26 protein-coding genes and 1 rRNA gene are annotated in these 25,472 nt (G+C 40.4%); 18 read left to right on the top strand and 9 right to left on the bottom strand.

The window, feature by feature from the left end; genetic code table 11:
* Complete coding sequence (locus HNR43_RS07755; RefSeq protein ID WP_183242744.1) at nt 1–669, bottom strand: SDR family NAD(P)-dependent oxidoreductase; 669 nt, start codon at nt 667–669, stop codon at nt 1–3.
* Between the two features lie 157 nt (nt 670–826).
* Here HNR43_RS07755 and HNR43_RS07750 point away from each other — a divergent pair, with 157 nt between their 5' ends.
* Together HNR43_RS07750 and HNR43_RS07745 are read left to right on the top strand one after the other, a co-directional pair.
* Nucleotides 827–2,473 (top strand): L-lactate permease, encoded by a 1,647-nt coding sequence (locus HNR43_RS07750; RefSeq protein ID WP_183242742.1) that lies wholly within the window; start codon nt 827–829, stop codon nt 2,471–2,473.
* Between the two features lie 53 nt (nt 2,474–2,526).
* Entirely contained in the window at nt 2,527–2,847 is a 321-nt protein-coding gene (locus HNR43_RS07745; RefSeq protein ID WP_183242740.1) for a YfhH family protein, read from the top strand.
* A gap of 26 nt (nt 2,848–2,873) precedes the next feature.
* Here the strand turns inward: HNR43_RS07745 and HNR43_RS07740 are convergent, their stop codons facing one another.
* The 3 genes from HNR43_RS07740 to HNR43_RS07730 form a co-directional block, all read right to left on the bottom strand.
* A complete protein-coding gene (locus HNR43_RS07740) occupies nt 2,874–3,038 on the bottom strand; it encodes a YpzG family protein (RefSeq protein WP_006322047.1) in 165 nt (54 codons plus the stop codon).
* Between the two features lies 1 nt (nt 3,039).
* Nucleotides 3,040–3,207 (bottom strand): small, acid-soluble spore protein K, encoded by a 168-nt coding sequence (locus tag HNR43_RS07735; RefSeq protein ID WP_006322049.1) that lies wholly within the window; start codon nt 3,205–3,207, stop codon nt 3,040–3,042.
* A gap of 81 nt (nt 3,208–3,288) precedes the next feature.
* A complete protein-coding gene (locus HNR43_RS07730) occupies nt 3,289–4,266 on the bottom strand; it encodes a metal-dependent hydrolase (RefSeq protein WP_183242738.1) in 978 nt (325 codons plus the stop codon).
* A gap of 56 nt (nt 4,267–4,322) precedes the next feature.
* On the opposite strand from HNR43_RS07730, the gene mutY reads away from it, so the two are divergent.
* Nucleotides 4,323–5,411 (top strand): A/G-specific adenine glycosylase, encoded by a 1,089-nt coding sequence (gene mutY / locus HNR43_RS07725; protein ID WP_183242736.1) that lies wholly within the window; start codon nt 4,323–4,325, stop codon nt 5,409–5,411.
* Nucleotides 5,412–5,423: 12 nt separating this feature from the next.
* On the opposite strand, the gene HNR43_RS07720 is transcribed toward mutY, so the two are convergent.
* Nucleotides 5,424–5,648, bottom strand: a complete 225-nt coding sequence (locus HNR43_RS07720) for a hypothetical protein (protein WP_055442006.1) — start codon at nt 5,646–5,648, stop codon at nt 5,424–5,426.
* A gap of 99 nt (nt 5,649–5,747) precedes the next feature.
* Here HNR43_RS07720 and HNR43_RS07715 point away from each other — a divergent pair, with 99 nt between their 5' ends.
* From HNR43_RS07715 to nikC, 7 genes are all read left to right on the top strand, one after another.
* On the top strand, nt 5,748–5,900 hold the full coding sequence (locus HNR43_RS07715) for a gamma-type small acid-soluble spore protein (RefSeq protein ID WP_183242942.1): 153 nt from the start codon (nt 5,748–5,750) through the stop codon (nt 5,898–5,900).
* 99 nt (nt 5,901–5,999) lie between these two features.
* Nucleotides 6,000–6,530 carry a nucleoside tri-diphosphate phosphatase gene (ntdP, locus tag HNR43_RS07710; protein WP_183242734.1) on the top strand — a complete coding sequence of 177 codons (531 nt, stop codon included), beginning with the start codon at nt 6,000–6,002 and terminating at the stop codon, nt 6,528–6,530.
* Nucleotides 6,531–6,720: 190 nt separating this feature from the next.
* Nucleotides 6,721–7,734: an oligopeptide/dipeptide ABC transporter ATP-binding protein gene (locus tag HNR43_RS07705; protein WP_183242732.1), complete on the top strand. Its 1,014-nt coding sequence runs from the start codon at nt 6,721–6,723 to the stop codon at nt 7,732–7,734.
* Nucleotides 7,709–8,677 carry an ABC transporter ATP-binding protein gene (locus tag HNR43_RS07700; RefSeq protein ID WP_183242730.1) on the top strand — a complete coding sequence of 323 codons (969 nt, stop codon included), beginning with the start codon at nt 7,709–7,711 and terminating at the stop codon, nt 8,675–8,677. The genes HNR43_RS07705 and HNR43_RS07700 overlap by 26 nt, the downstream gene beginning before the upstream one ends.
* A gap of 47 nt (nt 8,678–8,724) precedes the next feature.
* On the top strand, nt 8,725–10,329 hold the full coding sequence (locus tag HNR43_RS07695) for an ABC transporter substrate-binding protein (protein ID WP_183242727.1): 1,605 nt from the start codon (nt 8,725–8,727) through the stop codon (nt 10,327–10,329).
* A 65-nt stretch (nt 10,330–10,394) separates the two neighbouring features.
* Nucleotides 10,395–11,399, top strand: a complete 1,005-nt coding sequence (locus HNR43_RS07690) for an ABC transporter permease (protein WP_183242725.1) — start codon at nt 10,395–10,397, stop codon at nt 11,397–11,399.
* 16 nt (nt 11,400–11,415) lie between these two features.
* Nucleotides 11,416–12,306: a nickel transporter permease gene (gene nikC / locus HNR43_RS07685; protein ID WP_183242723.1), complete on the top strand. Its 891-nt coding sequence runs from the start codon at nt 11,416–11,418 to the stop codon at nt 12,304–12,306.
* Between the two features lie 29 nt (nt 12,307–12,335).
* Here the strand turns inward: nikC and HNR43_RS07680 are convergent, their stop codons facing one another.
* The 3 genes from HNR43_RS07680 to HNR43_RS07670 form a co-directional block, all read right to left on the bottom strand.
* Nucleotides 12,336–13,409, bottom strand: a complete 1,074-nt coding sequence (locus tag HNR43_RS07680; RefSeq protein ID WP_055442008.1) for an FUSC family protein — start codon at nt 13,407–13,409, stop codon at nt 12,336–12,338.
* 139 nt (nt 13,410–13,548) lie between these two features.
* Nucleotides 13,549–18,018 carry a glutamate synthase-related protein gene (locus HNR43_RS07675; RefSeq protein ID WP_183242721.1) on the bottom strand — a complete coding sequence of 1,490 codons (4,470 nt, stop codon included), beginning with the start codon at nt 18,016–18,018 and terminating at the stop codon, nt 13,549–13,551.
* A 263-nt stretch (nt 18,019–18,281) separates the two neighbouring features.
* Entirely contained in the window at nt 18,282–19,577 is a 1,296-nt protein-coding gene (locus HNR43_RS07670; protein WP_183242719.1) for a glutamate-1-semialdehyde 2,1-aminomutase, read from the bottom strand.
* 133 nt (nt 19,578–19,710) lie between these two features.
* Between HNR43_RS07670 and HNR43_RS07665 the strand changes: the two genes are divergently transcribed.
* The 6 genes from HNR43_RS07665 to perR all read left to right on the top strand — a co-directional run bounded on the left by HNR43_RS07665 (nt 19,711) and on the right by perR (nt 23,821).
* Nucleotides 19,711–20,706, top strand: a complete 996-nt coding sequence (locus HNR43_RS07665) for an ABC transporter ATP-binding protein (protein WP_183242716.1) — start codon at nt 19,711–19,713, stop codon at nt 20,704–20,706.
* Nucleotides 20,699–21,490: an ABC transporter permease gene (locus tag HNR43_RS07660; protein WP_183242714.1), complete on the top strand. Its 792-nt coding sequence runs from the start codon at nt 20,699–20,701 to the stop codon at nt 21,488–21,490. The genes HNR43_RS07665 and HNR43_RS07660 overlap by 8 nt, the downstream gene beginning before the upstream one ends.
* Before the next feature lie 4 nt (nt 21,491–21,494).
* Entirely contained in the window at nt 21,495–22,280 is a 786-nt protein-coding gene (locus tag HNR43_RS07655) for an ABC transporter permease (protein ID WP_183242712.1), read from the top strand.
* 42 nt (nt 22,281–22,322) lie between these two features.
* Nucleotides 22,323–22,721: an ion channel gene (locus HNR43_RS07650; protein ID WP_183242710.1), complete on the top strand. Its 399-nt coding sequence runs from the start codon at nt 22,323–22,325 to the stop codon at nt 22,719–22,721.
* Between the two features lie 10 nt (nt 22,722–22,731).
* Nucleotides 22,732–23,193, top strand: a complete 462-nt coding sequence (gene bcp / locus HNR43_RS07645; RefSeq protein ID WP_183242708.1) for a thioredoxin-dependent thiol peroxidase — start codon at nt 22,732–22,734, stop codon at nt 23,191–23,193.
* 184 nt (nt 23,194–23,377) lie between these two features.
* Nucleotides 23,378–23,821, top strand: coding sequence for a peroxide-responsive transcriptional repressor PerR (gene perR / locus HNR43_RS07640; RefSeq protein ID WP_032101066.1), 444 nt, complete (start codon nt 23,378–23,380; stop codon nt 23,819–23,821).
* Nucleotides 23,822–23,844: 23 nt separating this feature from the next.
* Here the strand turns inward: perR and HNR43_RS07635 are convergent, their stop codons facing one another.
* Nucleotides 23,845–24,207 (bottom strand): DUF2614 family zinc ribbon-containing protein, encoded by a 363-nt coding sequence (locus HNR43_RS07635; RefSeq protein WP_183242706.1) that lies wholly within the window; start codon nt 24,205–24,207, stop codon nt 23,845–23,847.
* Nucleotides 24,208–24,327: 120 nt separating this feature from the next.
* Here HNR43_RS07635 and HNR43_RS07630 point away from each other — a divergent pair, with 120 nt between their 5' ends.
* Together HNR43_RS07630 and HNR43_RS07625 are read left to right on the top strand one after the other, a co-directional pair.
* Nucleotides 24,328–25,215, top strand: coding sequence for a nucleotidyltransferase-like protein (locus HNR43_RS07630; RefSeq protein ID WP_183242705.1), 888 nt, complete (start codon nt 24,328–24,330; stop codon nt 25,213–25,215).
* 188 nt (nt 25,216–25,403) lie between these two features.
* Nucleotides 25,404–25,472, top strand: a 16S ribosomal RNA gene (locus tag HNR43_RS07625); the annotation flags it as partial.

Here is a 25,472-nt window from a genome sequence, read left to right as displayed (position 1 = left end):
CTACTCCACAATGATTTCTGCTTGTCGTTTATATTCGTTTATGATTGTTTCGGCTACTTGTTTTGGTGAGCGAAGGCGGGAACGGTCTTGAATATGATCGGAATCGTCCCAAAACGGCGTATTCATACCGCCCATATATACAGCGGTAACAGCAACGTTTGTTTCCGCCAGCTCTTTCAAAAGACTTTCGCTAAAACCGCGCACAGCAAATTTACTTGCGACATATACACTTTCGTTTATTTTACCACGCAAACCGGCTGTTGAAATAATGTTCATGATGTTGGCTTTAGGTAACGTTTTAAAATATGGGAGAAACGCTTTTGTCATATATATTGTACCTTTGACGTTAATATCAATCATTTCGTGAATATGTTGCTCCGTCATGTGTTCCAGTGGACCGAAATGGCCGATGCCTGCATTGTTAATAAGCATCGTAATGTTGTATGTATGACAAAGTGCTTCAGCTGTTTCGTGCACTTGTTCATAATTTGTAATATCAAGTGGGAAAGCAACGGCTTTTCCTCCAAATGATTCAATTTGTTTTTGAACAGATTGCAATGGTTCTTTTCTTCTCCCGACTAAAATGATTTCGTACCCCTTTTGTGCATATAAAAGCGCAAGTTCTTTTCCGAGCCCTGCCCCAGCCCCTGTGATAACGATACTTTCCATGATTTTCATCCTTCCGTATGTGATATATTTACAAAAACAAGGAAAACGTATACATAAACAGTTGTCAAGAAGTAGTCAAATGTCATTGTGAATACGTGCACAAATATGTAGTATAATGTCTTATGTCATTATATTACAACAAAGAAAGGGGAACAATATGAGCTTTTTACAAGTAATCACAGCTTCTACACCGGTATTAGCTGTCTTTCTTTTTCTTGTTTTACTGCGTCTTCCAGCGGCAAAAGCGATGCCGATTAGTTTTTTAATTACTGTTGTGTTATCGTTGTTTGTTTGGAAAATGCCCGGCATTCAAGTGGCAGCTGCAACCATTGAAGGTGTCATTGTAGCCATTTCAATTTTATGGATTATTTTTGGTGCTATTTTATTGTTAAATACGTTAACGAAAAGTGGGGCAATGGACGCGATCCGAAGTGGATTTTTAGGTATTACGCGTGACCGTCGCGTACAAGTTATCATTATTGCATGGTTGTTTGGTGCTTTCATCGAAGGTGCAGCAGGGTTTGGAACGCCTGCAGCTATCGGTGCTCCGCTTCTTGTTGCTTTAGGATTTCCACCACTTGCGGCGGTTGTTGTTGCCCTCGTTGCAGATAGTAGTCCTGTTTCGTTCGGAGCCGTCGGCACACCGATTATTGTCGGGGTTGATCAAGGACTTCGGGAAGGAAACTCTGTTGCCGAACGAGTGCAACATGTCATCGGAACAGCGGATTTATCATCATTTCTTCAAACATTAGCTAAACAAGCGGTGTCGTTTGATATTATTATCGGTACGTTTATCCCGCTTATTTTAGTGCTTATTTTAACGCGCTTTTTTGGTGAAAATCGTTCGTGGAAAGAAGGATTAGAAATTTGGAAATTTGCGTTATTTGCAGGGCTTAGTTTTACCGTTCCTGCGTTTCTCGTTGCTTCTTTTCTCGGACCAGAGTTCCCATCGATGATCGGGGGATTAATCGGTTTAGCGATCGTCGTTCCAGCGGCGAAAAAAGGATTTTTATTACCGAAAGAGCCATGGGATTTTAAGAAAACAGATGCGCATGAACAAGTAACGAATGTTCAAAAAAGTAACATGCCACTTTTACTTGCATGGATGCCGTATATTTTAGTTGCGCTTATCTTAGTGTTGACTCGCCTTCAAAACTTACCGTTAAAAGCATGGCTTCGTTCGGTAAAACTACAGTTTAACAACATTTTAGGGACGAACATTAGCACATCGATTGAACCGTTATATTTACCGGGAACGATTTTTCTTGTTGTCATTTTCATTACAGTGTTTATGCATAAAATGAAGCGCGAAGATGTTGTGACAACAATAAAAGAATCAGCATATACGCTCATCGGTAGCGCCATTGCGCTCGGAACGGCGGTGCCGATGGTTCGAATTTTCATTAACTCCGGTATAAATGACGCAGGGCTGGCAAGTATGCCGATTGAGCTAGCGTCGATGGTCGCAGGGGCGGTTGGTGCGGCTTGGCCGTTAGTTGCTCCTTTGATCGGTTCGCTCGGTTCATTTATTTCAGGTAGTGCAACGTTTAGTAACATGATGTTTTCTTTATTTCAATTTAGCATTGCTGATCAAATTCAAGTGCCTCATCATATCGTTATTGCTGGACAAATGTTAGGGGCGAATGCGGGGAATATGGTTTGTGTACTAAACGTTGTTGCTGCCGCTTCCGTCGTCGGTTTAGCTGGAAAAGAAGGGACAATCATTCGCATGACGCTCATTCCGATGCTTTATTACGTATTGATGACTGGAATATTTAGCCTTATTTTGATCTATGTATTTTAGCTTCACTTTATGATACGATGAACATGAAGCTGTCATAAAGTGGAGTGGGGAAAATGGATCAAAAAAGATATAGTGAAATGAGTGAATGGGAATTAAAACAAGAGATCGCCACATTAACGGAGAAAGCACGAAAAGCGGAACAAATGGGAATGGTGAACGAATACGCAGTATATGAACGGAAAATTGCGATGGCGAAAGCGTATTTGTTAAATCCGAATGATTTTCAACCAGGGGAATTTTATGAAATTGAAGGGGATCCACAGTCGTTATTTAAACTTCAATATATGAACGGCGTTTTCGCATGGGGCTATCGTTTAAACGATCCAAACACCGAAGTCGCGCTACCGATTTCGTTGTTAAAGAAAAGAGGTTGACACGCTCGTCAACCTCTTTTCTCATTTTAAATTTTCCGTTTGCTTACTTCAGAATGTAAAATCATTAAACTTTGCGATTGTTGTGTTTCGCCGTTTACTTGCGCATGGGCGTGTTTCGGGTTTGCCCATGGTTGTGGAAAAGGATCGGAATAACGGTTATCATAAAATTTTTTACGCCAATGTTTACCCATTTTATTCCTCCTCGATGTCGCCACGTTGACTTGATGCGTGCATTCGTTCTTGAGGGTGCGTATTAATCGTGCCGTTTGCACGTTTCGATGCGTATTCCGCTTTTGCGCGTGGCTCGCCTTCTAATTTTTCGTTGTTTTGATTCGGAAAGCCGCGTTCTTTATTGCTCAATGTTAGTCCCCCCAGACGTCCATTTCGTGCTTTCGAAGCACACGTATAGTATTTGTTGAGAGGGATGACTTTACGCCTACTTTAGCTTGGAATAAGTTCTAGTTTTTTGCGCAATTTCTTTTCGCTAAAAATCCATCCCGTATAGGAACTAACAATGTTTAAATCACGGTCAAGTTGCACAACTGCAACGAACGGATAATAATCTTTACTTCGGTAACGCAAGTCGATGAAACGCACTTCATAGTGATCGTCATATTCATGAATTTCCCAACGATATACAGGCGAAAATGACAAAAAGGCAGCTAAATTTTCATCTTGTTTTGCTTTTTCAATAACTGGGATATTTGGGATCGGACATTTTTCAAAAATGTCAAGTATATCAATTGCCCCGCTTTGTGCCCGCGCAACGTAAAAATGAGTTGATGTCGTCACAGCTAAATGCCACTCATTCCATTTTATTGTCGGTACGGTAATGATTTGTTCGACATCCGAGAACATTTGTTTTAATTTTTGTTTTATCGCTTGTTGTTGACGATAGCGAATGATATAGTAACCAATGAGCACGATATATACGGAAAGAAACGTGTATCCTGCATGGTATCCGCTCAACCATAATACAACACCAGCGACATGGATAATAAAAATAAATGGATCGAATGTGTTAATGATACCAAGGGCGACCCATTTTCTCGAAAAAGGGCGTAACGCTTGCGTGCCATAAGAATTAAAAATGTCAACAAATACATGTAAACTAACGGCAATCCATGTCCAAAGTGCGACGTGGAAAAAAGACGTGTCATACACATAAAAAAGAACAACGCTAATGAGCAACGTCCAAACAAATAAGGCAGGGATAGAGTGAGTGATGCCACGATGGTTGCGAATATATTTGGCGTTATTTTTTAATTTTAAAACAGTGTCCATATCAGGTGCTTGCGAGCCTAGAAGCGTGCCGATGAGTACAGCGTGAGCAAGCGTCGGATCATGAGCGATTGTTGGATCTAGCGTAGCTAATCCACCTAATGCAAACCCCATCAAAACGTGTGTACCAGTATCCAAATAAAAGGCCTCCTTTTTTCCGATTGAACTTACTTTTAGTTTACCACCTTGGAGGAATGAACGTGAGAGAAAATTTACAACAAATATTGGCACATTTTCATATTGAGTTATTTCAGCACGATTTAATTCAGTGGTTTCAAGCAGAGAAACGTGATTTGCCGTGGCGTAAAGAAAAAGATCCATACAAAATATGGGTATCAGAAGTCATGTTGCAACAAACGCGTGTTGATACGGTCATCCCTTACTTTTATCAGTTTATCGAAAAATTTCCGACTTTAGACGCGTTAGCTGACGCAGAGGAAGAGGAAGTGCTAAAGGTGTGGGAAGGGCTCGGATATTACTCCCGTATTCGCCATTTACATGCAGCAGTAAAAGAAGTAAAAGAAAAGTACGATGGACGTGTGCCGGCATGTAAAGAACAATTTTCTTCATTGAAGGGCGTCGGACCATATACAACCGGAGCGGTATTAAGCATTGCTTACGATATTCCTGAGCCTGCGGTAGATGGAAATGTGATGCGGGTATTGTCGCGTATTTTTTATATTACAGACGACATTACGAAAGCGAGTACAAGAAAAAAGTTTGAACAAATTGTATCCCATATTATTGCACATGGCAATCCGTCTGACTTTAATCAAGCGTTAATGGAACTTGGCGCACTTATTTGTACGCCGAAAAATCCAAGTTGTTTATTATGTCCCGTTCAACGCCACTGCCGCGCGTTTGCAGAAGGGGTAGAAAAACAGCTACCGATAAAAAAGAAAGCGAAAGCTCCAAAGCACGTGGCCTTTCGTGCTGTCGTACTTGTTAACGAAGAAGGGCGTATACTAATTGAAAAGCGACCAAGTAGCGGATTGCTTGCGAATCTCTGGCAATTTCCAAATGACGAACATGCTCCGACACTAAATGAACAGGAATTTATAAAAGAAATAAGTGAACGATATCATGTTTTCATTCGCTCGATGGAACGAATCGATACATTTGAGCATGTATTTTCTCATATCGTTTGGCATATTGAAGCATATAAAGCAAGGGCACTTCAATTGCAAATCGATGAGAAAACGACCAGATGGGTAACAGCTGATGAACTAAAACAATATGCTTTTCCAGTCATATATCAAAAAATATGGCAAGCGTATGAGTAAAGGCGTTTGCCTTTACTCATAAAATACGCGTGTTCCATTTGTATATGTTGCTTCGCTTCGTTGGAAACCGCCTCTTGCTTCAATTTCTTCAATAATTTCACGATGCATTGTTTGTCCTTCTGCATTTAAATACGGAGTTACTTGTTGAAGGGCATGATGAAAAAACGCTAACTCACTATCTTTCCACTCCTGTTTTGAAATCATTTGCAAAGCTGCTAAATCGCGGCCAATATACATCATTCTCACCTCTTTATGTAGTGTAGGAAACGCAACAAAAATTATTCATACGGATATTTTTTGAACCAATGATACAAAGTAATAAGCGTGGAGGTGAGTATCGTGAAACCAAACAAAACAGTAGCAGGAACAAACATTCAACATATTAAACAACAAAATGCTGGTCAATACGGAACAGAGTTTTCAACTGAAACAGATATTCAACACGTTAAACAACAAAACGCAAAATCAGAAGCAAAGAAAAATCAATAACACGCAAAGGGCATCGGTTTTCGTCCGATGCTCTTTTTCTTCCTCGCTTATTAACGTTATAATAGAAGAAAAAGCGTCGAATGAAAGTAGGGAATACGTATGGATTATCCACAGACAGGGGCGATCATTCAAATTCATAGTTATAAACATGATGGTCATATCCATCGTGCATGGAAAGAAACGGTCGTTTTAAAAGGAAGCGAAGATGAAGTGATCGGTGGCAACGATCGTACACTTGTGACAGAATCAGATGGGAGAACGTGGGTGACGCGTGAGCCAGCCATTTGTTTTTTTTATGCAGAACATTGGTTTAACATTATTGCGATGATTCGTCCAGAAGGTGTGTATTACTATTGCAATATTAGCTCGCCTTACGTTTGGGATGGAGAAGCGTTGAAATATATTGATTATGATTTAGATATTAAAGTATTCCCAAACGGTCAATATGAAATATTAGATCGTGATGAATACGAACGACACCGCAAACAAATGAACTACCCTGAAATTATTGATAAGATTTTAAAAAATAATATTCAAAAATTAATTCAATGGATTAAAGAAAAAAAAGGACCGTTTGCTCCTGAAGTGGTCGAACATTGGTATAAAAAGTTTATTATGTATGGAAAGTGAAAACGATACATATGTTTGTTGAAGACAACGGTTATACGCTTTCAGCCGTTGTTTTTTTATTTTTTGTCAAGAATGATAAAATTTTTTGAATTTTTTATTGTATTTTTTTAATATTCATGTAATAATTTGAAACGTATATAAAAATTATTTTAAAAATATAAATTTTCTGCATATAAAAGGAGGGGCTTCCGTGGGGGATGAGGCAATTTTACGAGTCAAAAATTTAAAAACGTGCTTTTTCACAGACGAAGGGGAAGTTCCTGCGGTTGATGGAGTGGACTTTTACATAAATAAAGGTGAAATTTTAGGTGTTGTTGGCGAATCAGGATGTGGAAAGAGTGTGACATCGCTTTCTATTATGGGATTGTTGCCGAAAGGAATCGGGAAAATTACGAATGGAGAAATATGGTTTAAAGATGAAAATATTGTGCTAGCATCGGAAAAACGAATGAAAGAAATACGTGGAAATGAAATTGCGATGATTTTCCAAGAACCGATGACGTCATTAAACCCGCTTTTTACCATTGGAAATCAAATGATTGAAGCAATTCGCATTCACAAAAAAATAAGTAAGGCAGAAGCTCGGAAGCGAGCGGTTGATATGTTGAAACTTGTTGGTTTACCTCGTGCTGAGGAGATAATTGATGAATATCCACATCAACTATCTGGTGGCATGCGACAGCGTGTCATGATTGCGATGGCGATGGTGTGCAACCCGTCTTTATTAATTGCTGATGAGCCAACGACCGCTTTAGATGTGACGATTCAGGCGCAAATTTTACATTTGATGAAGCAGTTAAACGAACAATTCGGCACAGCGATTATGATGATTACGCACGACTTAGGCGTCGTCGCAGAAATGTGTCATCGTGTCGTTGTGATGTATGCGGGAAAAATTATTGAAGAAGGAGATATTCAAACGATTTTTCGCCGTCCAAAACATCCGTATACAATTGGGCTTATTCGTTCCGTTCCAGATATTCGGGAAAGAAAAGCACGTTTATATTCTATTCCGGGAAGCGTACCTAAACCGGGTTCTATTAAACATGGTTGTCGTTTTGCGGCAAGATGTGAACAAGCATTTGAGCGATGTTTTTCCGAAAATCCTGATTTATACGAAGTAGAACAAGGACATCGTGTGCGTTGCTTTTTGTATGCAAAGGAGGAACATACCATCCATGAACGAACCGTTACTACAAGTTAAAGGGCTGAAAAAATATTTTCCGATTACCGCAGGGTTGTTTAATAAACAAATCGGTCAAGTAAAAGCAGTCGACGATTTATCGTTTTCTGTTTATAAAGGAGAAACGTTAGGCATCGTTGGAGAGAGTGGCTGTGGAAAATCCACAACAGGACGAATGCTGTTGCGGCTCATTGAACCGACGGAAGGATCTATTGTGTTTGAAAATGAAGAAGTGACGAAGCTATCACCACAACAGTTAAGAAAAGTACGCCGCGATATGCAAATGATTTTTCAAGATCCGTTTGCATCGCTTAATCCGCGTCATACAGTCGAAAGGATTTTAGAAGAGCCGCTCATTGTTCATGGAATTGGTTCAAAAGAAGAGCGACGAAAAAAAGTGCGTGAGATGTTAGAAGTCGTCGGATTAAGTAGCTATCATGCAAAACGTTATCCACACCAATTTAGCGGAGGGCAGCGGCAACGCATCGGCATTGCTCGCGCATTGATGACGAAACCGAAGTTAATTATTGCGGATGAGCCTGTTTCAGCACTTGATGTGTCTATTCAAGCCCAAGTGTTGAACTTACTAGAAGACTTACAAAAAGAGTTTGGTTTGACATATATTTTTATCGCTCATGACCTTGGTGTTGTTCGCCATATTAGCGATCGCGTTGGCGTCATGTATTTAGGGCGAATGGTCGAACTCGCTAACAGCGAGGATGTATACCGCAATCCGAAACATCCATACACCCAAGCATTGCTTGAAGCCGTCCCGATTCCAGATCCGGAATATAAAAAAGAAAAGCAACTGCTTAGTGGAGATTTACCAAGTCCATCGAATCCGCCAACAGGGTGCGCTTTTCATACACGATGTCAAGCATGTATGGATATTTGTAAAACGATAAAGCCAGAATGGAAAGAAGTTGAAAAAGGGCATTACGTCGCTTGCCATCTTTATACATAAGGATGGCTAAGTGATGAAATATATTATTTCACTAAGGGGGAAAAGAAATGAAGAAAAAGTGGTTATTAACCATGCTCACGTTTCTTCTTGTGGCAGCGACTGCGCTTGCAGGTTGCGGCAAGTCGGAACAAACAGGTGGAGAAAAAACAGAAGAAGCTGAAAAGCAAACGACACTCGTCTATGGACGTGGTGGCGACTCTGTTGGGTTAGACCCAGCGACAGTAACAGATGGTGAATCGTTTAAAGTCACGAAAAATATTTTTGACACATTGTTAGATTACAATGATGGCGACACGTCGATTCAACCGGCATTAGCAGAAAAATGGGAAGTTTCTCCAGATGGACTCACCTATACGTTTACGCTTCGCAAAGGCGTGAAGTTCCACGACGGAACAGACTTTAACGCAGAAGCTGTTGTCTTCAACTTTGAACGTTGGGCAAACGGTAATGCGGACACGTTCCCATACTACGGCTCCATGTTTGGTGGATACAAAAATGATGAAGGACATGTCATTAAGGAAGTAAAAGCGTTAGATGAGCATACTGTGCAGTTTGTTTTAAAACGTCCGCAAGCCCCATTCTTAAAAAATCTTGCGATGGTACCGTTTGCGATTGCTAGCCCTGAAGCCATTAAAAAATATGGCGATAAATTTGGTGAAAATCCTGTTGGGACAGGTCCATTCGTCTTCAAAGAGTGGAAGCGCAATGAGCGCATCGTGCTTGAGAAAAATAAAGAGTATTGGTTAGAAGGTCATCCAAAACTAGATAAATTAATTTTCGTATCGATTCCAGATAACTCTGCTCGTTTAAATGCATTGTTAAAAGGCGAGATTGATATTATGGAAGATTTGAATCCTTCTGATTTAGCACAAGTAGAAGGAAATAAAGATTTCCAAGTGTTTAAACGCCCTTCAATGAACGTCGGCTATGTCGGATTAACGGTGACACGTGGTCCGTTAGGCAATAAACTCGTTCGTCAAGCATTGAATCATGCGGTAGATAAACAGGCGATCATTGATGCGTTTTATGCAGGTCAAGCACAACCTGCGAAAAACCCATTACCGCCAAGCATTCCTGGCTATAACGATGCGATTCAAGATTATCCGTATGATTTAGAAAAAGCGAAACAATTGCTTGCAGAAGCGGGTTATCCAAACGGATTTGAAATGGAATTATGGGCGATGCCTGTTCCACGTCCATATATGCCAGATGGACAAAAAGTAGCCGAAGCGTTGCAAGCAAGCTTTGCGAAAATTGGTGTAAAAGCAAAAATCGTCACGTATGAATGGGCAACATACTTAGATAAAGTAGCAAAAGGAGAAGCAGATGCGTTCTTGCTCGGTTGGACAGGTGATAACGGTGACGCTGACAACTTCTTATATGCGCTACTTGATAAAGATAGCATCGGTAGCAACAACTACACGTACTATGCAAACGATGAATTGCACAACATTTTAATCGAAGCGCAAACCGTTAGCGATGAAAACAAACGAAACGAATTGTACAAAAAAGCGCAAGAAATTATTAAAGAAGATGCACCATGGATTCCGCTCGTACACTCAACACCGTTATTAGCAGGTAAAGCAAACATTGAAGGATTTAATCCGCATCCGACAGGAACGGATAAATTTACAAAAGTACAGTTTAAATAATCGTTGTGTTGAGGGAGGGGAGGGAATCCTCTCCCTTTCCATCATGTAAGAAAGGAGTGAAACGTATGTTTTCATATACGATCAAACGCATGTTAACGGTCGTCCCCGTTTTGCTTGGCATGTCGCTCGTTGTGTTTTTTATGATTCGCGCCATTCCAGGAAATCCTGCGCAAGTCATTTTAGGACAAAAGGCGACGAAAGAAGCAGTTGAAGCATTGACGCATAAACTCGGATTAGACCAACCGTGGTACATTCAATATATCAAATATCTTGGCGGATTATTAAAAGGAGATTTAGGGGAATCGCTTCGTACAGGTGTAGCTGTCTCGCAAGAAATTTGGCCATATTTGGCGGCGACATTAGAATTATCGCTTGCGGCAATGTTCATTGCTGTTTTCATTGGTGTAAATGCAGGTATTATTAGTGCATGGTTTCAAAATTCCTGGTTTGATTATGTGGCGATGGTTTTAGCTCTAGTTGGCGTTTCGATGCCTATTTTTTGGTTAGGGTTGATGGAACAATGGATTTTTGCGATTAATCTAGATTGGTTTCCGACATCTGGCCGTGAAGATGTTCGTAATCCAATTGAACCCATTACCCACTTATATGTCATTGATACGTTAATGCAAGGCAATACAGATCAGTTTGTTCAAACATTGCAACATCTAGTGCTGCCGAGTGTGGCTTTAGCAACGATCCCAATGGCGATTATTGCCCGCATGACTCGCTCTAGCATGCTTGAGGTGATGAAATCAGATTACATTCGTACAGCACGTGCGAAAGGATTAAGCATGTTTTGGGTAGTGTACAAGCACTCGTTAAAGAATGCAATTATTCCGGTGTTGACAGTCATCGGTCTGCAAATGGGATTGTTACTTGGCGGTGCGATTTTGACAGAAACGATTTTCAGCTGGCCGGGAATTGGTCGTTATATTTATGAAGCGATCGGCTATCGCGATTATCCAGTCATTCAATCAGGTATTTTAATTGTTGCGATGATTTTTATTTTTATTAACTTAATTGTTGACTTGTTATATGCCGCGATTGATCCGCGCATTAAATACAACTAAAAAGGAGGGAAGCGAATTGGCTGAACTTGCACGAAACGAAGCAAACATCGTACAAGAAGAACAAGCAACATCGCTATGGAAAGAAGGATGGATTCGCTTTCGGAAAAACAAAATGGCTCTCGTTGGAAGTGGCATTGTGCTATTTTTCATTTTGCTTGCTGTTTTTGCTCCGTTTATCGCCCCGTACGATATGAACGATCAACAACTTTCGTTGCGTTTACAAGCGCCGTCGAAAGACCATATATTTGGGACAGACGATTTCGGACGTGATATTTTTTCTCGCGTCGTTTATGGAGCGCGCATTTCGCTATGGGTTGGGTTTTTTTCAGTATTAGGTTCGGTAGTCATCGGTTCTTTACTTGGAATTATTGCAGGGTATTATGGACGTTGGATCGACGCCGTCATTTCGCGCATATTTGACATTATGCTTGCGTTTCCAAGCATTTTATTAGCGATTGGGATTGTCGCTGTTTTAGGACCTTCATTGAAAAATGCACTTATTGCGATTGCGGTCATTAACATTCCAAACTTCGGTCGTCTCATTCGTTCTCGCGTATTAAGCATTAAACAGGAAGAGTATATTACAGCAGCAAAAGCAATCGGGATGAGTGATGCACGCATTTTATTTCATCACATTTTACCAAACAGCATGGCGCCGATTATTGTGCAAGGAACATTAGCAATTGCAACAGCAATCATCGAAGCAGCAGCGCTTGGGTTTCTCGGATTAGGAGCTCAGCCGCCGAACCCTGAGTGGGGGAAAATGCTAGCCGACTCAAAAGCGTATTTAACACAGGCGCCGTGGACAATGATTTTTCCAGGATTAGCTATTATGTTAACGGTGTTAGGATTTAACTTAATGGGTGATGGATTGCGCGATGCATTGGATCCGCGCATGAAAAGTTAAAAAGATGTCCCCGTGTGTTGGGACATCTTTTATTCTTGTTCCGGGGTAGGGACGACATGTTCTTCTTTATGGTAATGGTGAAAGCTCTCGATGAGCGTGTCCAAATGTTCGAGTTGGTGACTATATTCAATAATTGCTCCGATCAATGGAAAAAGTTGATAATTTTCTTGTTGAACACTTTGTTCGGCGTAATGGTTTAGAAACGAGTGAATTAATCCTTTTTTTCCAGAACACGCTTCTGTCGCAAATTGTGACTGTGGATCAGATTTTGCTTTTCCAATGAACTTCAGCAATATTTGATCATGGTAGTTTAATAAACAGTCGAGTTCGTTTTTTATGGCATCTTGAAGTTCCGGAGATGTATGTGCCAGCTCGTTTTCTAAACGATGCAGCAACTTTAACGTCTCTAGGGCGCGATTTGTTGCGACAATCATTTGGCGATACAATACGAGTTTACGCGATTTACTATATTTATGTTTACGAAAATACGTCCGTTCTTCTTTATAAAGTAAATAAAGTTGATCAAGTTTCATCATATTCTCTTTTAATTTTTCAATGTCTTCTTTCAGTGAATGATGCTCAGAGGCATGTCGAACATTCATGCGAATCCATTTCAAAATGTGTTCCGTATATTCAACAATTTTTGTATATAGCTTTTTTTCATATTTTGGTGGAAGAAACACTAAATTCACGACAAACGCTGCAAGTACGCCTAGCATAATGGTCGAGAAGCGAATAAGTGCAAATTCAATAAAATGCTGTTCTGTATATTCCATAATGGCAATAACCGTCACAAGTGCGACAGAAATAGAAGATTCTAAACGAAGACGAAGAAACAACGCAATAACTAAAATGGCAGTCAATCCGATAATAAACGGATCGTGTCCGAAAATAAGTGTAAAAACGATCGCGAAAATTGCACCGATGACGTTAGCTTGTATTTGCTCAATTAAAGATAAATATGAACGGTAAATCGTCGGCTGCATCGCAAATACAGCCGAAATGCCAGCAAATACAGGAGAAGGCAATTGAAGTAATTTCGCTAAAACTAATGCAAACGTAATCGCAATCCCGGTTTTAAAGACGCGGGCTCCAAGTCTCATCGTCGCTCAAATTCCTTTCCTTTTTATCATCTTGTGAGAACAACAAACAAATATACATGTTTTTCGTCAGTATATCAAGAAAAAAGGAAAAAAATTAAAAGAACTGCCCCATTTTATTGTTGAGGCAGTTCTTTTATGTTTATTCCGTTGACACAGACGGATCAGCTTGTTCTTTTTTCGGAATGACTTGGAAAAAGTGTTGCTCTGGTTGTTGCAACAACGGTTGAAGTGTTGCTGCTTCATCGTGCTGTTCATGTTCGATAAGCAAATCAATATATGTGCTAAGTAGTTCTTTGACGTCCGCTTTTCCTTTTTCGTTCAGCGATTGAATCGTGACATTTGCTCCTTTAGCGATTCGACGTTCAAGCGCCGCTTTCGTTAATCCCATTTCTGGTTGATGACGCAAATAAACGACACCACCTGTCATTCCTGCGCAAATCCATGGACCTGGGTCGCCGAGAACGAGCCCGCGTCCGTTTGTCATATATTCAAAGGCAAACCCTTTAATGTTTGCGTTGACACCGATATTACCATGTTCCATTTCAGGAATTGGTTTTGTCACTTGACCACCAATAATCATATCAGCTCCTGACAAGCGAATGCCTGCGCGCGCATCGGCATTTCCTTGCACGACTAATAGTCCTTTTTGCGCTCCGTAGCCAAACCCTTTTCCGACCGATCCGTTGTAAAATCTGCCGTCTTTTCCTTTTGATTTAAAGACGAAGATACCGCCACCAAATGATGTTTTCCCAACGCCATCTTGTGCTCCACCATCGACGTGGATATGAATGCCGGTGACGTTATACGCACCAAGCCCATTGCCAGGTACCGAGCCATCTTTATAACGCAGAGAAATATTCGGAAGTTTTTTATACGATCCATCTAATCGCCCGCGCACGCGATGACATGCAACACGGCTACCGAGCACACGCTGTTCAGCAGTGACAGTTGAAAATTCACGTGAACGGTGCAAGTCTTCAACGTGGTAATCTAAATATTCAGCACCAGCAGCAACAGCGAGTTTTCCTTCTTCCGATGTCGCTGCTACTTCTTTTTGGTACCATTGGCCGATGTCTAACGGTTTTAATAACGTCGTTAAATCGAGGCGATCTCGGCCACGTGTTTGTTCAAGCAGATCGGAGCGACCAACAAGTTGTTGCAAGTTTGTATAACCGAGCGATGCAGTGAGCGCTTTAAGTTCCTCACCGAATGCTGTAAAGAAACGAACTAAGTTTTGTACTGCTTGCTCGAATTGTCTTGGAACGAAGCGACGCAAACCGTGTTCTTTTGCTTGTGCTTCCGATTCAATTTGCGTAGCGATCCCGACATGGCACGTATCTAAATGACAACCGCGACATGTCGTACAACCGATTGCGATCATCGCTAACGTTCCAAAGCCGACACGATTGGCACCGAGTAGCATTACTTTTATAACATCCATCGCGCTCTTTATACCGCCGTCTGCCCAAATCTCTACTTGATGGCGTAATCCTGCTTCTAAGAGGGCATTATGTGCTGCTTTGACGCCAATCTCTACAGGTAAGCCGACGTGTTGAATAGCATGGATGCGTGCTGCTCCCGTGCCACCATCGAAGCCACTTAGTGTAATAATGTCAGCGCCAGCTTTTGCGATGCCGACAGCGATCGTTCCGATATTAGGGACGACAGGTACTTTCACTGCCACTTTTGCTTGATCGTTTGCTGTTTTTAGTTCTGCAATCATTTGGGCTAAATCTTCAATCGAATAAATATCATGGTTGTTTGACGGTGAAATTAAATCAGATCCGATCGTTGCGTTGCGTGCTTCGGCAATTTTCGCTGTTACTTTGGAGCCAGGTAAATGACCGCCTTCACCTGGTTTTGCGCCTTGCCCGATTTTTATTTCAAGTAAATTCGATGAATTAAGCAGTTCAGCGTTGACGCCAAATCGTCCAGAAGCGACTTGTTGGCCGCGAGTGCGCGGATACTTGCCGAGCATATCTTTAATTTCGCCGCCTTCGCCGTTTAAACTGATCATATTGAGCCGGTTAGCTGCTTCGGCATAAGCACGGAACGCAATTTCGTTTTGTGAACCGAATGACATCGAAGCAATGACAAACGGCAAGCTATGTTCACCGACCGAAATGTCGACATGTTCTTTTTTCACTGGCACGTTTGCTTGTTTTAAGTCGGTTAAATGTCGAATAGCCGTCGGTGTTTCAGTTTCAATTTCTGTTAATTTTTCGCGGTATTGATCGTATGAGCCTGTTTGCGCCACTTCGCCAATCGCTTTCCAAATGCGTGGGAATACGTGAAACGTTTTTCGTAACTTTGCTTGTTCAGTTTCAAAATCTTTTGCTCGTGCGAGCGCATCTTGCTTTAATGCCTCGAAATTTTGGGCAAGAGAATCCGAACCAAAAAAGTTGACGATATTTAATACAGATGCAATGTCTTCGTGTAGTCCGATAGACGAAAATAGACGGCTATATCCACGCAACTCATGAATACCGATCGTTGAAATGACTTTTTCAAGCCCTTTATTTAATGCTTGGAATAAATGGATCGCTGGTCGAGTGGACGAATCAGCAACTGTCGCAAACATCAAATATGGGCTAATGACGTTTGCACCAAGTCCATATGCAACGATGAAATCGTGCAATGAACGAATCGCTCCAGAACGAAGAAGGAGCGAACAGTTTCTCCGTAATTGCGCTTTTGTTAATGCTTGATCAATGGCTGATATGACAAGAAGTGGATCGATCCATAAATGACCATTTTGATGCGCTTTTGCATCGTCAATGACAAGCAACGTTTTTCCATTTGCAACAGCTTCGCATGCCTCTTCGCCTAAACGATTAAGAGCCGTTGGAATCGTTTCGTGCTCAACAAACGTTGCGGATATAAAGTATGCTAATTGTTTTTCTTCAAATGCATGAACGAGTTGATCATATGATGGTTGTTGCAACATTTCTGCGCATTCGTTTCCGAGTTTCCCTTCGATTAAGATAGGTGAAAGAAGTTCAACTGTATATGGATGTTCTTCATTTGAAACGATACTTGGGCGTTTTCCAACGACAACACGAGTAGAAAAATGTTCTGTTTCGCGGTCGCGGTCAATGGCTGGGTTTGTAACAACCGCCACGCTTTCTTTTATGAAGTCAGCAATATTTTTTCGTTCAGGATCAATCGCTGCCAGCGGGGCATCGTGACCAAGGGAGCGAATAGGCTCTGCTCCTTTTTCTGCCATTTGTTCGATCAATTGAATATGTTCGCGATCCCAACCGAATGCAGCGTATTGCCCGTTGTGCACTTTTGTAGGTTGAGCAACGAGCACATACGGTTTTAGTGAAGGTGTTTGTAAACGATGACGCATATTCTCGATATTTAAACGATTTCGAATACGACTGTATACTTCTTGTTGATAATCGGCGTATTCATAAATACGAATCGTTCCGTCCGCTTGCCATTTTAAGCCGATTTTCTCTCCAGGTGCGAGCGGTTTTGGTTCTCCTGTATATTCGCACGCTGGAATAATACCTGGTTCAGAAGCAAATACGTAACGGTGTTCTGTTTCAATTTTCCAAAGTGGACGTAATCCAAGTGCGTCGACACTAAACACGGCTTCATCAGCATGACGCGAAATAATGCCTGCCGGTCCTTGGGCAAAATGTCCCCAAGCTTCGCGAATGTAAGTATATAAATCTTGTAAATGGACTGGATAATGTTTAATTTCGTTTACAATCGGTGGGAATAAAAAGTCCATCGCTTCGAATAACGTATAGCCTTCGCGATAAATGAGCGTTTCCATCGTCCGACTTAAGTCTTGTGAATCGCTTCCGCCGTTTGTGAGCGGAACGCCAATCATTGTTGCTTCTTCACGTAGTTTAGCTATTGTGTTAATTTCACCGTTATGGCCGAGGACGCTAAACGGTTGCACACGGAAAAAGTTTGACAGCGTATTCGTTGAATAGCGATTATGACCAAGTGTCATTGTAGATGCGACGAGCGGGCTCGCTAAGTCATGATAGTATTTTTGTAAAATATCTCCAGCGCCCATTACTTTATAAATCGCATGGTGATTGCTTAACGAAGCGACATGAATATGCTCATCTTTTTCTATTTCAATAGTTAATTCAAATAACGTTTTAGATAATGTTCCTTTTTGATTTGGCAAAAGGGCAACTTGCCAAAATACTGGTTCTTCACGTAAAGCAATTGGACCGAGCGCTGAAGAAGAAGTTACGCGATCAGATTCAAACATAAGCGTCAATTGAAATTGCGAAAACAATTGGCGCACACGCGCTTTTTTTTCTTCCACGTTCGTTGTTCGTGTAATAAATATATGACCAACGATAAAATCGTCGCGATCGACGAGTTGAGGATTAAGTTGGGCAGCAGCAAATTTTTCTTTCCAAAGCGCTTTTGGAATGTCAATATGAATGCCGACGCCATCTCCTTCTCCATTGATGAATCCAGCGCGATGATTCATTGTGACGAGGGCGTTAATACACGTTGTAATGTTTTCTCTTGTCGGAATGCGTCGTTTTTCAACCGCAGCGACAATTCCACACGCATCGTGTTCATGTTTATAAAAGTGTTGAAATGAAGTTGGGTTCCATTGTTGTTTCATAGCATGCGGCTTGCAAGCGACTATCGTTCGCTTCTCGCCTTCGCCACCTCCTACACAAAAACTTTTTTAAAAAATAAAATTTTCTAAATTTTATAGTTTATATTAACATGATCACAACAGAAAATCAATTATTTATTCATGTTTTTGGATACGATATTCAGTTTGTGTAACAAAACGTTCACGATATTTGTAAGCGTTTTCATTTAATTTGAGCGTGAAAAACGAGGTGGAATATATGTTCCCACCTCGTTTTTATTGTATATTTATTCATTTTTCAAGGATTTAAATGCACGTTCTACAGCTTTAATTGTATATTCAATATCCTCTTCTGTATGGGCTAATGTAATGAACCATGCTTCATATTTTGAAGGGGCAAGGTTGATGCCTTGATGAAGCATGAGCTTGAAAAACTTAGCGAACATTTCTCCATCTGTTCGTTCGGCTTGCTCATAGTTTTCTACTTTTTCTTTTGTAAAATATACAGTAAGCGCACCTTTTAGGCGGTTAATTGTCACAGGAATATCGTATGTGTTGGCGTGTGTTAAAATGCCCGCCTCTAACATTGCGCCGAGATGATCGAGATGTTCGTACACACCTTCTTGTTGTAGTACTTCTAAACAAGCAATTCCTGCTAAAATGGAGGCTGGATTGCCAGCCATCGTTCCTGCTTGGTAAGCAGGACCTAATGGAGCTACTTGTTCCATAATGTCTTTTCTACCGCCATATGCCCCGATTGGTAATCCCCCACCAATGATTTTTCCGAGTGCAGTTAAGTCTGGTTCGATGCCGAGCAAGTTTTGAGCCCCACCATACATAAAGCGAAAAGCTGTAATGACTTCATCATAAATGACAAGCGCTCCAGCCGCATGAGCGATGTCGTTAATTGCTTGTAAAAAGCCCGGTTTTGGCTCAACGATACCGAAGTTACCGACGATAGGTTCGACAAGAACGGCAGCGACTTCGTTTCCCCAGCGATCCATCGCCTGTTTAAATGCATTGACATCATTAAAAGGAACAGTAATCACTTCTTGTGCAATGCTTTTTGGTACCCCTGCTGAATCAGGCGTGCCTAATGTGGACGGACCAGAGCCAGCAGCGACAAGAACGAGATCGGAATGACCGTGATAGCAACCTGCAAATTTCACAATTTTATCGCGTCCTGTGTATGCGCGTGCGACCCGAATCGTTGTCATGACAGCTTCTGTTCCTGAGTTGACGAAACGCACTTTTTCGAGAGAAGGGATCGCTTCTTTCAACATTTTGGCGAATGTAATTTCATATGGGGTTGGTGTCCCGTATAACACACCGTTTTCAGCTGCATGTTGAATCGCTTTTGTAATGTGTGGATGGGCATGTCCAGTAATAATTGGACCGTAAGCTGCAAGGTAGTCGATATATTTGTTGCCGTCTACATCCCAGAAATATGCCCCTTGTGCTCTTTCCATAACGACAGGTGCACCGCCTCCGACAGCTTTATATGAACGAGAAGGACTATTGACGCCACCGACGATATGCTCAAGCGCTTCTTGATATAATTGTTCAGACTTCGTAAAATTCACGCGAAGCCTCCTCCTTTTATGTAAAATTTCTTTCATGGTGTTTATTTTATCACATTTATTTGAGCACACCATTTGTTGAGTTTCAACATTTTCGTTACACTAGTAAATAGTGATTTCATAAGAGGTGAGGAACATGTATGCTATTGAAGTAGAAAAACTACGAAAAGAATTTAAATCGTACTCTAGTCGCTCTGGTTTAGCTGGGGCGTTTCGTGATTTGTTCACGAGAAACTATAAAATCATTCGAGCTGTCGATGATATTTCATTTACGGTCAAACAAGGAGAAATGGTTGGCTACATCGGGGAAAATGGGGCAGGTAAATCGACGACAATCAAAATGCTAACAGGAATTTTAACACCGACATCTGGACGAGTTGTTGTGAATGGAATGAATCCGCATAAAGAGAGGGAACGTTTCGTGCAGACGATCGGCGTTGTATTTGGCCAGCGATCACAACTATGGTGGGATATTGCAGTACAAGAGTCATTTCGATTGTTAAAAAAAGTATATCGCGTCTCCGACCAGGATTATAACGAACATATGGATCATGTCATTGAAACGTTAGATATCGGTCCTTTACTTGATAAACCTGTGCGCAAACTATCGCTTGGACAGCGTATGCGTTGTGAGTTAGCTGCTGCCCTCATTCATAATCCGCCGCTTTTATTTTTAGATGAACCAACGATCGGTTTAGATGTGCTTGTGAAGCTAAAAATCCGTCAGTTTTTAAAAGAAATTAATGAGAAGTACAACACGACGATTTTATTAACGACACACGATATGACAGATATTGAAGCGCTTTGTGAGCGCGTTATCATGCTTGATGAAGGAAAAATCATTTATGACGGTTCATTGCAACATTTAAAGCAAAATTGGGGAGAAGGAAGACAAATTCACTTTCAATTTCGCGATATGGTTTCAAAAGAAGAGCTTACATCACTTGTTCATGTCACATGGGAACAAGGGGAAGATCGATATAATTGGATTGCGCATGTTCGGACGAATGATATGGCACATGTGATTGGACAAGTTGTTTCTTCCTATGAACTAAAAGATATTCATATTCGTGAAGTTTCGACGGAAGAAATCATTCGCAACATTTATGAAGAAGGGATTCATCATGGGTAAATACATTGAAATGATTCGTATGCGTTTTTTAATGATGTTAGCTTATCGAACGAATTATTATAGCGGCATTTTTATTTATAGCATCAATATTGGAGCATATTATTTTTTATGGTCTGCCATTTATGGAGGGCAGCCGTCTATTCAAGGTATGACGGTAGAACAAATGACGACATATGTGGCAATTGCATGGATGGCAAGGGCGTTTTATTTTAATAACATTGATCGAGAAATAGCGATGGAAATTCGTGAAGGGAAAGTAGCGATTGAACTTATTCGTCCATACAACTATTTAATTATGAAAACGATGCAAGGGCTTGGAGAAGGCATTTTTCGTTTGATTTTCTTTTCACTTCCAGGAATGATTATTGTCACATTCGTTTTTTCGCTTCACTTTACAACGAATGTCCAAACATGGAGTTATTTTGCTCTTTCGACAGTGCTCAGTTTTATTATTAATTCCCAAATCAATTTACTAGCAGGTATGGTGACGTTTTTTACATTAAATGGTGAGGGATTGCTTCGGGCAAAACGATTTATTATTGATTTATTTTCAGGACTCATTTTGCCGATTAGTTTTTATCCACAATGGGCGCAAAGTGCGATGCACTATTTGCCTTTTCAAGCGATTAGCTACATTCCAAGTATGATTTTTACGGAAAGTTTTACAGGGAATGAAGCGATCAAAGGAATGATGTTTCAAGCTGTTTGGTGCGTCGTATTGATCGTTCCGATTTATTTATTATGGAAAGCGGCTAAACGAAAACTCATCATTCAAGGGGGGTGAACACATGTTTTATATGTCTATTTTTCTTCAGTATATGAGTCAATATATAAAAACAAAGTTGCAATATCGTGCCGATTTGTTTGTGGAGTTTTTATCTGATTTAATGTTTCAAGGTGTGAATTTAATTTTTATTCTTGTTGTATTTGGGCATACACAATTTTTAAACGGATGGACGCGCGATGAAATTATTTTTATTTACGGTTTCTTCTTAGTTCCGTTCGCCTTGTTCGCCTCATTTTTTAACATTTGGGATTTTAATGAACGATACATCGTACGAGGAGAGATGGATCGTGTATTAACTCGCCCTGTGCATAGTTTATTTCAAATTGTGCTTGAACGTATGGAGCTCGAGTCGCTTCTTGGCGGAATTACCGGCTTAATTATTATGGGTTATGCTGCATCGCGGTTACATTTAACGTTTCATTGGTATGATGTAATTTTATTTGTTCTTTTTGTGTTAGGAGGCACATTTGTTTATGCGGGCATTTTTATTTCGTTAGCAAGTATTAGTTTTTGGTCGGATGCACGGAGCTCAATTATGCCGATGATGTATAATATAGGAAACTACGGGAGATACCCTGTCGATATTTATAATCGTGTCATTCGCTACATTTTGACATGGGTTTTGCCGTTTGCATTCGTTGGTGTATATCCAGCGGCGTACTTCTTGCGTAAAACGGAATGGTACACGTATTCGTTTTTGACACCAGTAATGGGTGTCGTATGTTTTACTTTATCGTTGCTGTTATGGAACGCGGGTGTGAAACGTTATCGAGGTGCTGGGAATTAAATAAAACATCCCCTCGTATATATGAGGACAGGAGGGGATAGTGTGAAGTATGTATGGATCGGCATTATTATTTTTGTAATAGGTATGAGTTTCTTGTCATTTTGGCAAACGAAACGTTCTGTTATTTCAGTGAAAAATTTTATTGCTATTTTATTTGTTTATTCAACGACAATGATCGGTTTTGCACTTGTTTATACAATTTTGCATATAAATGGACATGTCGTTATGATGGAAAATGGGAAGACTATAGTCGCTTCTAATTTTTTTCAATATGTCGAAACGAGTTTATATTTTAGTGCAGTGACATTGCTTTCCGTTGGCTATGGTGATATTGTTCCGATTGGAATCGGTCGGTGGATTGCGATGGTTGAAGCTTTGCTTGGTTATGCGCTACCTGCTGCTTTTGTTGTTCGAACGGTGATGGATGTAGAAAAAAGATAGGAGGAGAAACATGGAAGCGCCTAATTTTACATTACCAGCGAGTAATGGGGAAAACGTCACATTGTCGCAATTTCGTGGGAAGTATGTTGTATTATATTTTTATCCAAAAGACATGACGCCAGGATGTACGACAGAGGCTTGTCATTTTCGAGACCATTACGAATCATTGACGGATTTAGGGGCTATTGTGATTGGAATTAGCCCTGATTCCATTGAACGACACAAAAAATTTATTGAAAAACATCACTTGCCGTTTTTACTCCTTGCTGATGAAAAACAAGATGTAGCGAAAGCATACGGAGTATGGAAGTTAAAGAAAAACTTCGGGAAAGAGTATATGGGGATTGAGCGTTCAACGTTTTTGATTGATCCAAACGGTCAAATTGTACAAGAGTGGAGAAAAGTGAAAGTAAATGGGCATGTCGAAGAGGTGTTAAACGTTTTAAAACGGGCGGTTGGCTCAAACAAATAATAAAATTGTTGCGTAAGATAGAGTAGAGCACACACCTCCTCAAATATGTATGCGGCGATTGTTCAACGATCGCCCTTTTTTTCTTCCCTAAAAATCCAATTGACAAATGGTTTCATTTTTTTGTACACTATTTATAAAAATTATAAATTAATAATTATAATTTTTATAAATGAAAGTGAGGTGCATGACGGTGACGCACGCACATCAATTAAAAGAAGCGCTTCATACATTGAAAGAAACCGGCGTCCGTATTACACCGCAACGTCATGCGATACTCGAATATTTGATCCAGTCAATGTCCCATCCAACAGCGGATGAAATTTATAAAGCTTTGGAAGGAAAATTTCCAAATATGAGTGTCGCAACTGTGTATAACAATTTGCGTGTGTTTAAAGAAGTCGGTCTTGTTAAAGAATTAACGTATGGTGATGCGTCTAGTCGTTTTGATTTTGTTACGACACATCATTATCACGTCATTTGCGAAGCGTGTGGAAAAATTGTCGATTTTCATTATCCTGGTTTAGATGAAGTAGAAGATTTAGCGGCACATGTGACAGGGTTTAAAGTAAGTCATCATCGGATGGAGATTTATGGAACGTGTCCGGACTGTCAAAAGGGACATCATTAAAAAAGCTGGTAGCATCGATGCTATCAGCTTTTTTTGTTTCTTGTTTTTCGATTATATTTTTCATCAAATTCTTTTCCTTCAAGCGTCGGATCCAGTGTCAGTGGCTCGTTGCAATACATACATACATCGACTCGGCCTAGCATTTTTGTTACTTTGTTGCATGAAGGACAAACGACTTGTACCGTTTTTGTTGACAACATACCAATCCAAAAATAAACAACTGTACTTGCGATAATAAACAACAGCCCTAAAATCATGAATATTGTCATAACGATAGGGGACGTACGAAAAAATATACCGCCATACATGACAAAAAATCCAATGAAAATTAAACTTAGTGCAAACGTACGAATTTTGTTGATCTTGCTCGAATATTTTACACCCACGTTATTCCCTCCTACGCATAACTATATCATAAGTTTTGAATGATAAGCATTAACAAAGCAGGAGTTTTTTTAAAATTGTCGAATACCGTCAAACAATGTTGAAAAGTGGAGGAGTCGGTTATGGAAGATGTGTTGCGTCCAATTTACCAAGAGCGAGCTAGTCAGTCACGCACCCTCGGTATTTTAATGGTTGAAAGAGGGTCGGATTATTCTCCAGAGACGGATTTATTTGATGTTGTTTTATTTGTTATTGTTCGAGAAGGGGAGGAAACGGTTTTTATTAAACATTATACCTTCGGAGAAAAAAGTGCATCATTGTACGTTGTAGACGAACGTCAAGTGAAAGAATGGGTGTTGCTCGGTTCTAATCGAAAAGTAATAAATTGGTTGTTGAATGGGAAAATTTTGTTCGAACGCAATGAGTATATTGAACAATTGCGACAACGTCTATTGCAGTTTCCTGAAGAGGAAAGAAAGGTAAAGATGGGGATAGAGTTCGCTAGATTGGTGCGACGCTACATCGAGGGCAGGAGTTTTTTTGAAAAAGATCAATGGCTTGATGCATACAACCATGTGTTGCATGCCCTCCATCATTTAGCTCGTCTATCCATTATCGAAAATGGCTTTTATCCCGAAGTGACTGTATGGAATCAGGTGAAGCAGATTGAGCCACAAATTTATAAATTATATGCAGAGTTAGTGGGGAGTGAGGAGTCACTTGATAAGCGATTACAATTGTTATTTTTAGCAAGTGATTTTTTTATTCATTCGAAGCTTAAACATGGAGCAAGTCATCTCATGCATGTGCTTGAAAAAAAAGAAACATCATGGTCTATGGCGGAGTTGTTAAGTGAAAAAGAGTTGACAGTATATGGTGTGGATTTAGAAATTTTGCTTGAATTTCTCGTTGAAAAGCATATACTCTCTGTTCAAAACATCGCAACGAAAGGGCAAGGGATTTTTCATAGACATTACATAGTTGAAAAAAATAATAAAGAAAAGTATTGACCTTTAGAAATGTTCGTGATATATTTTTAATCGTCGCTACCGAAGATGTGGCGACGGTTAAAAAATAAAATTTATTATTGACATCGGGATGTTTATGTGATACCATGAAAAGGTCGCTTAAAGACCGACAAAGATGTTCCTTGAAAACTGAACGAAGCGAAAAGCGTAAAAGCTAGAGATATGAACTTTCTATGGAGAGTTTGATCCTGGCTCAGGACGAACGCTGGCGGCGTGCCTAATACATGCAAGTCGAGCGG

The organism is Anoxybacillus mongoliensis (genome assembly GCF_014201515.1).
Lineage (GTDB): Bacteria > Bacillota > Bacilli > Bacillales > Anoxybacillaceae > Anoxybacillus > Anoxybacillus mongoliensis.
Note: the sequence above shows the minus strand (reverse complement) of the source record. Positions and strands in the feature narration are given on the sequence as shown.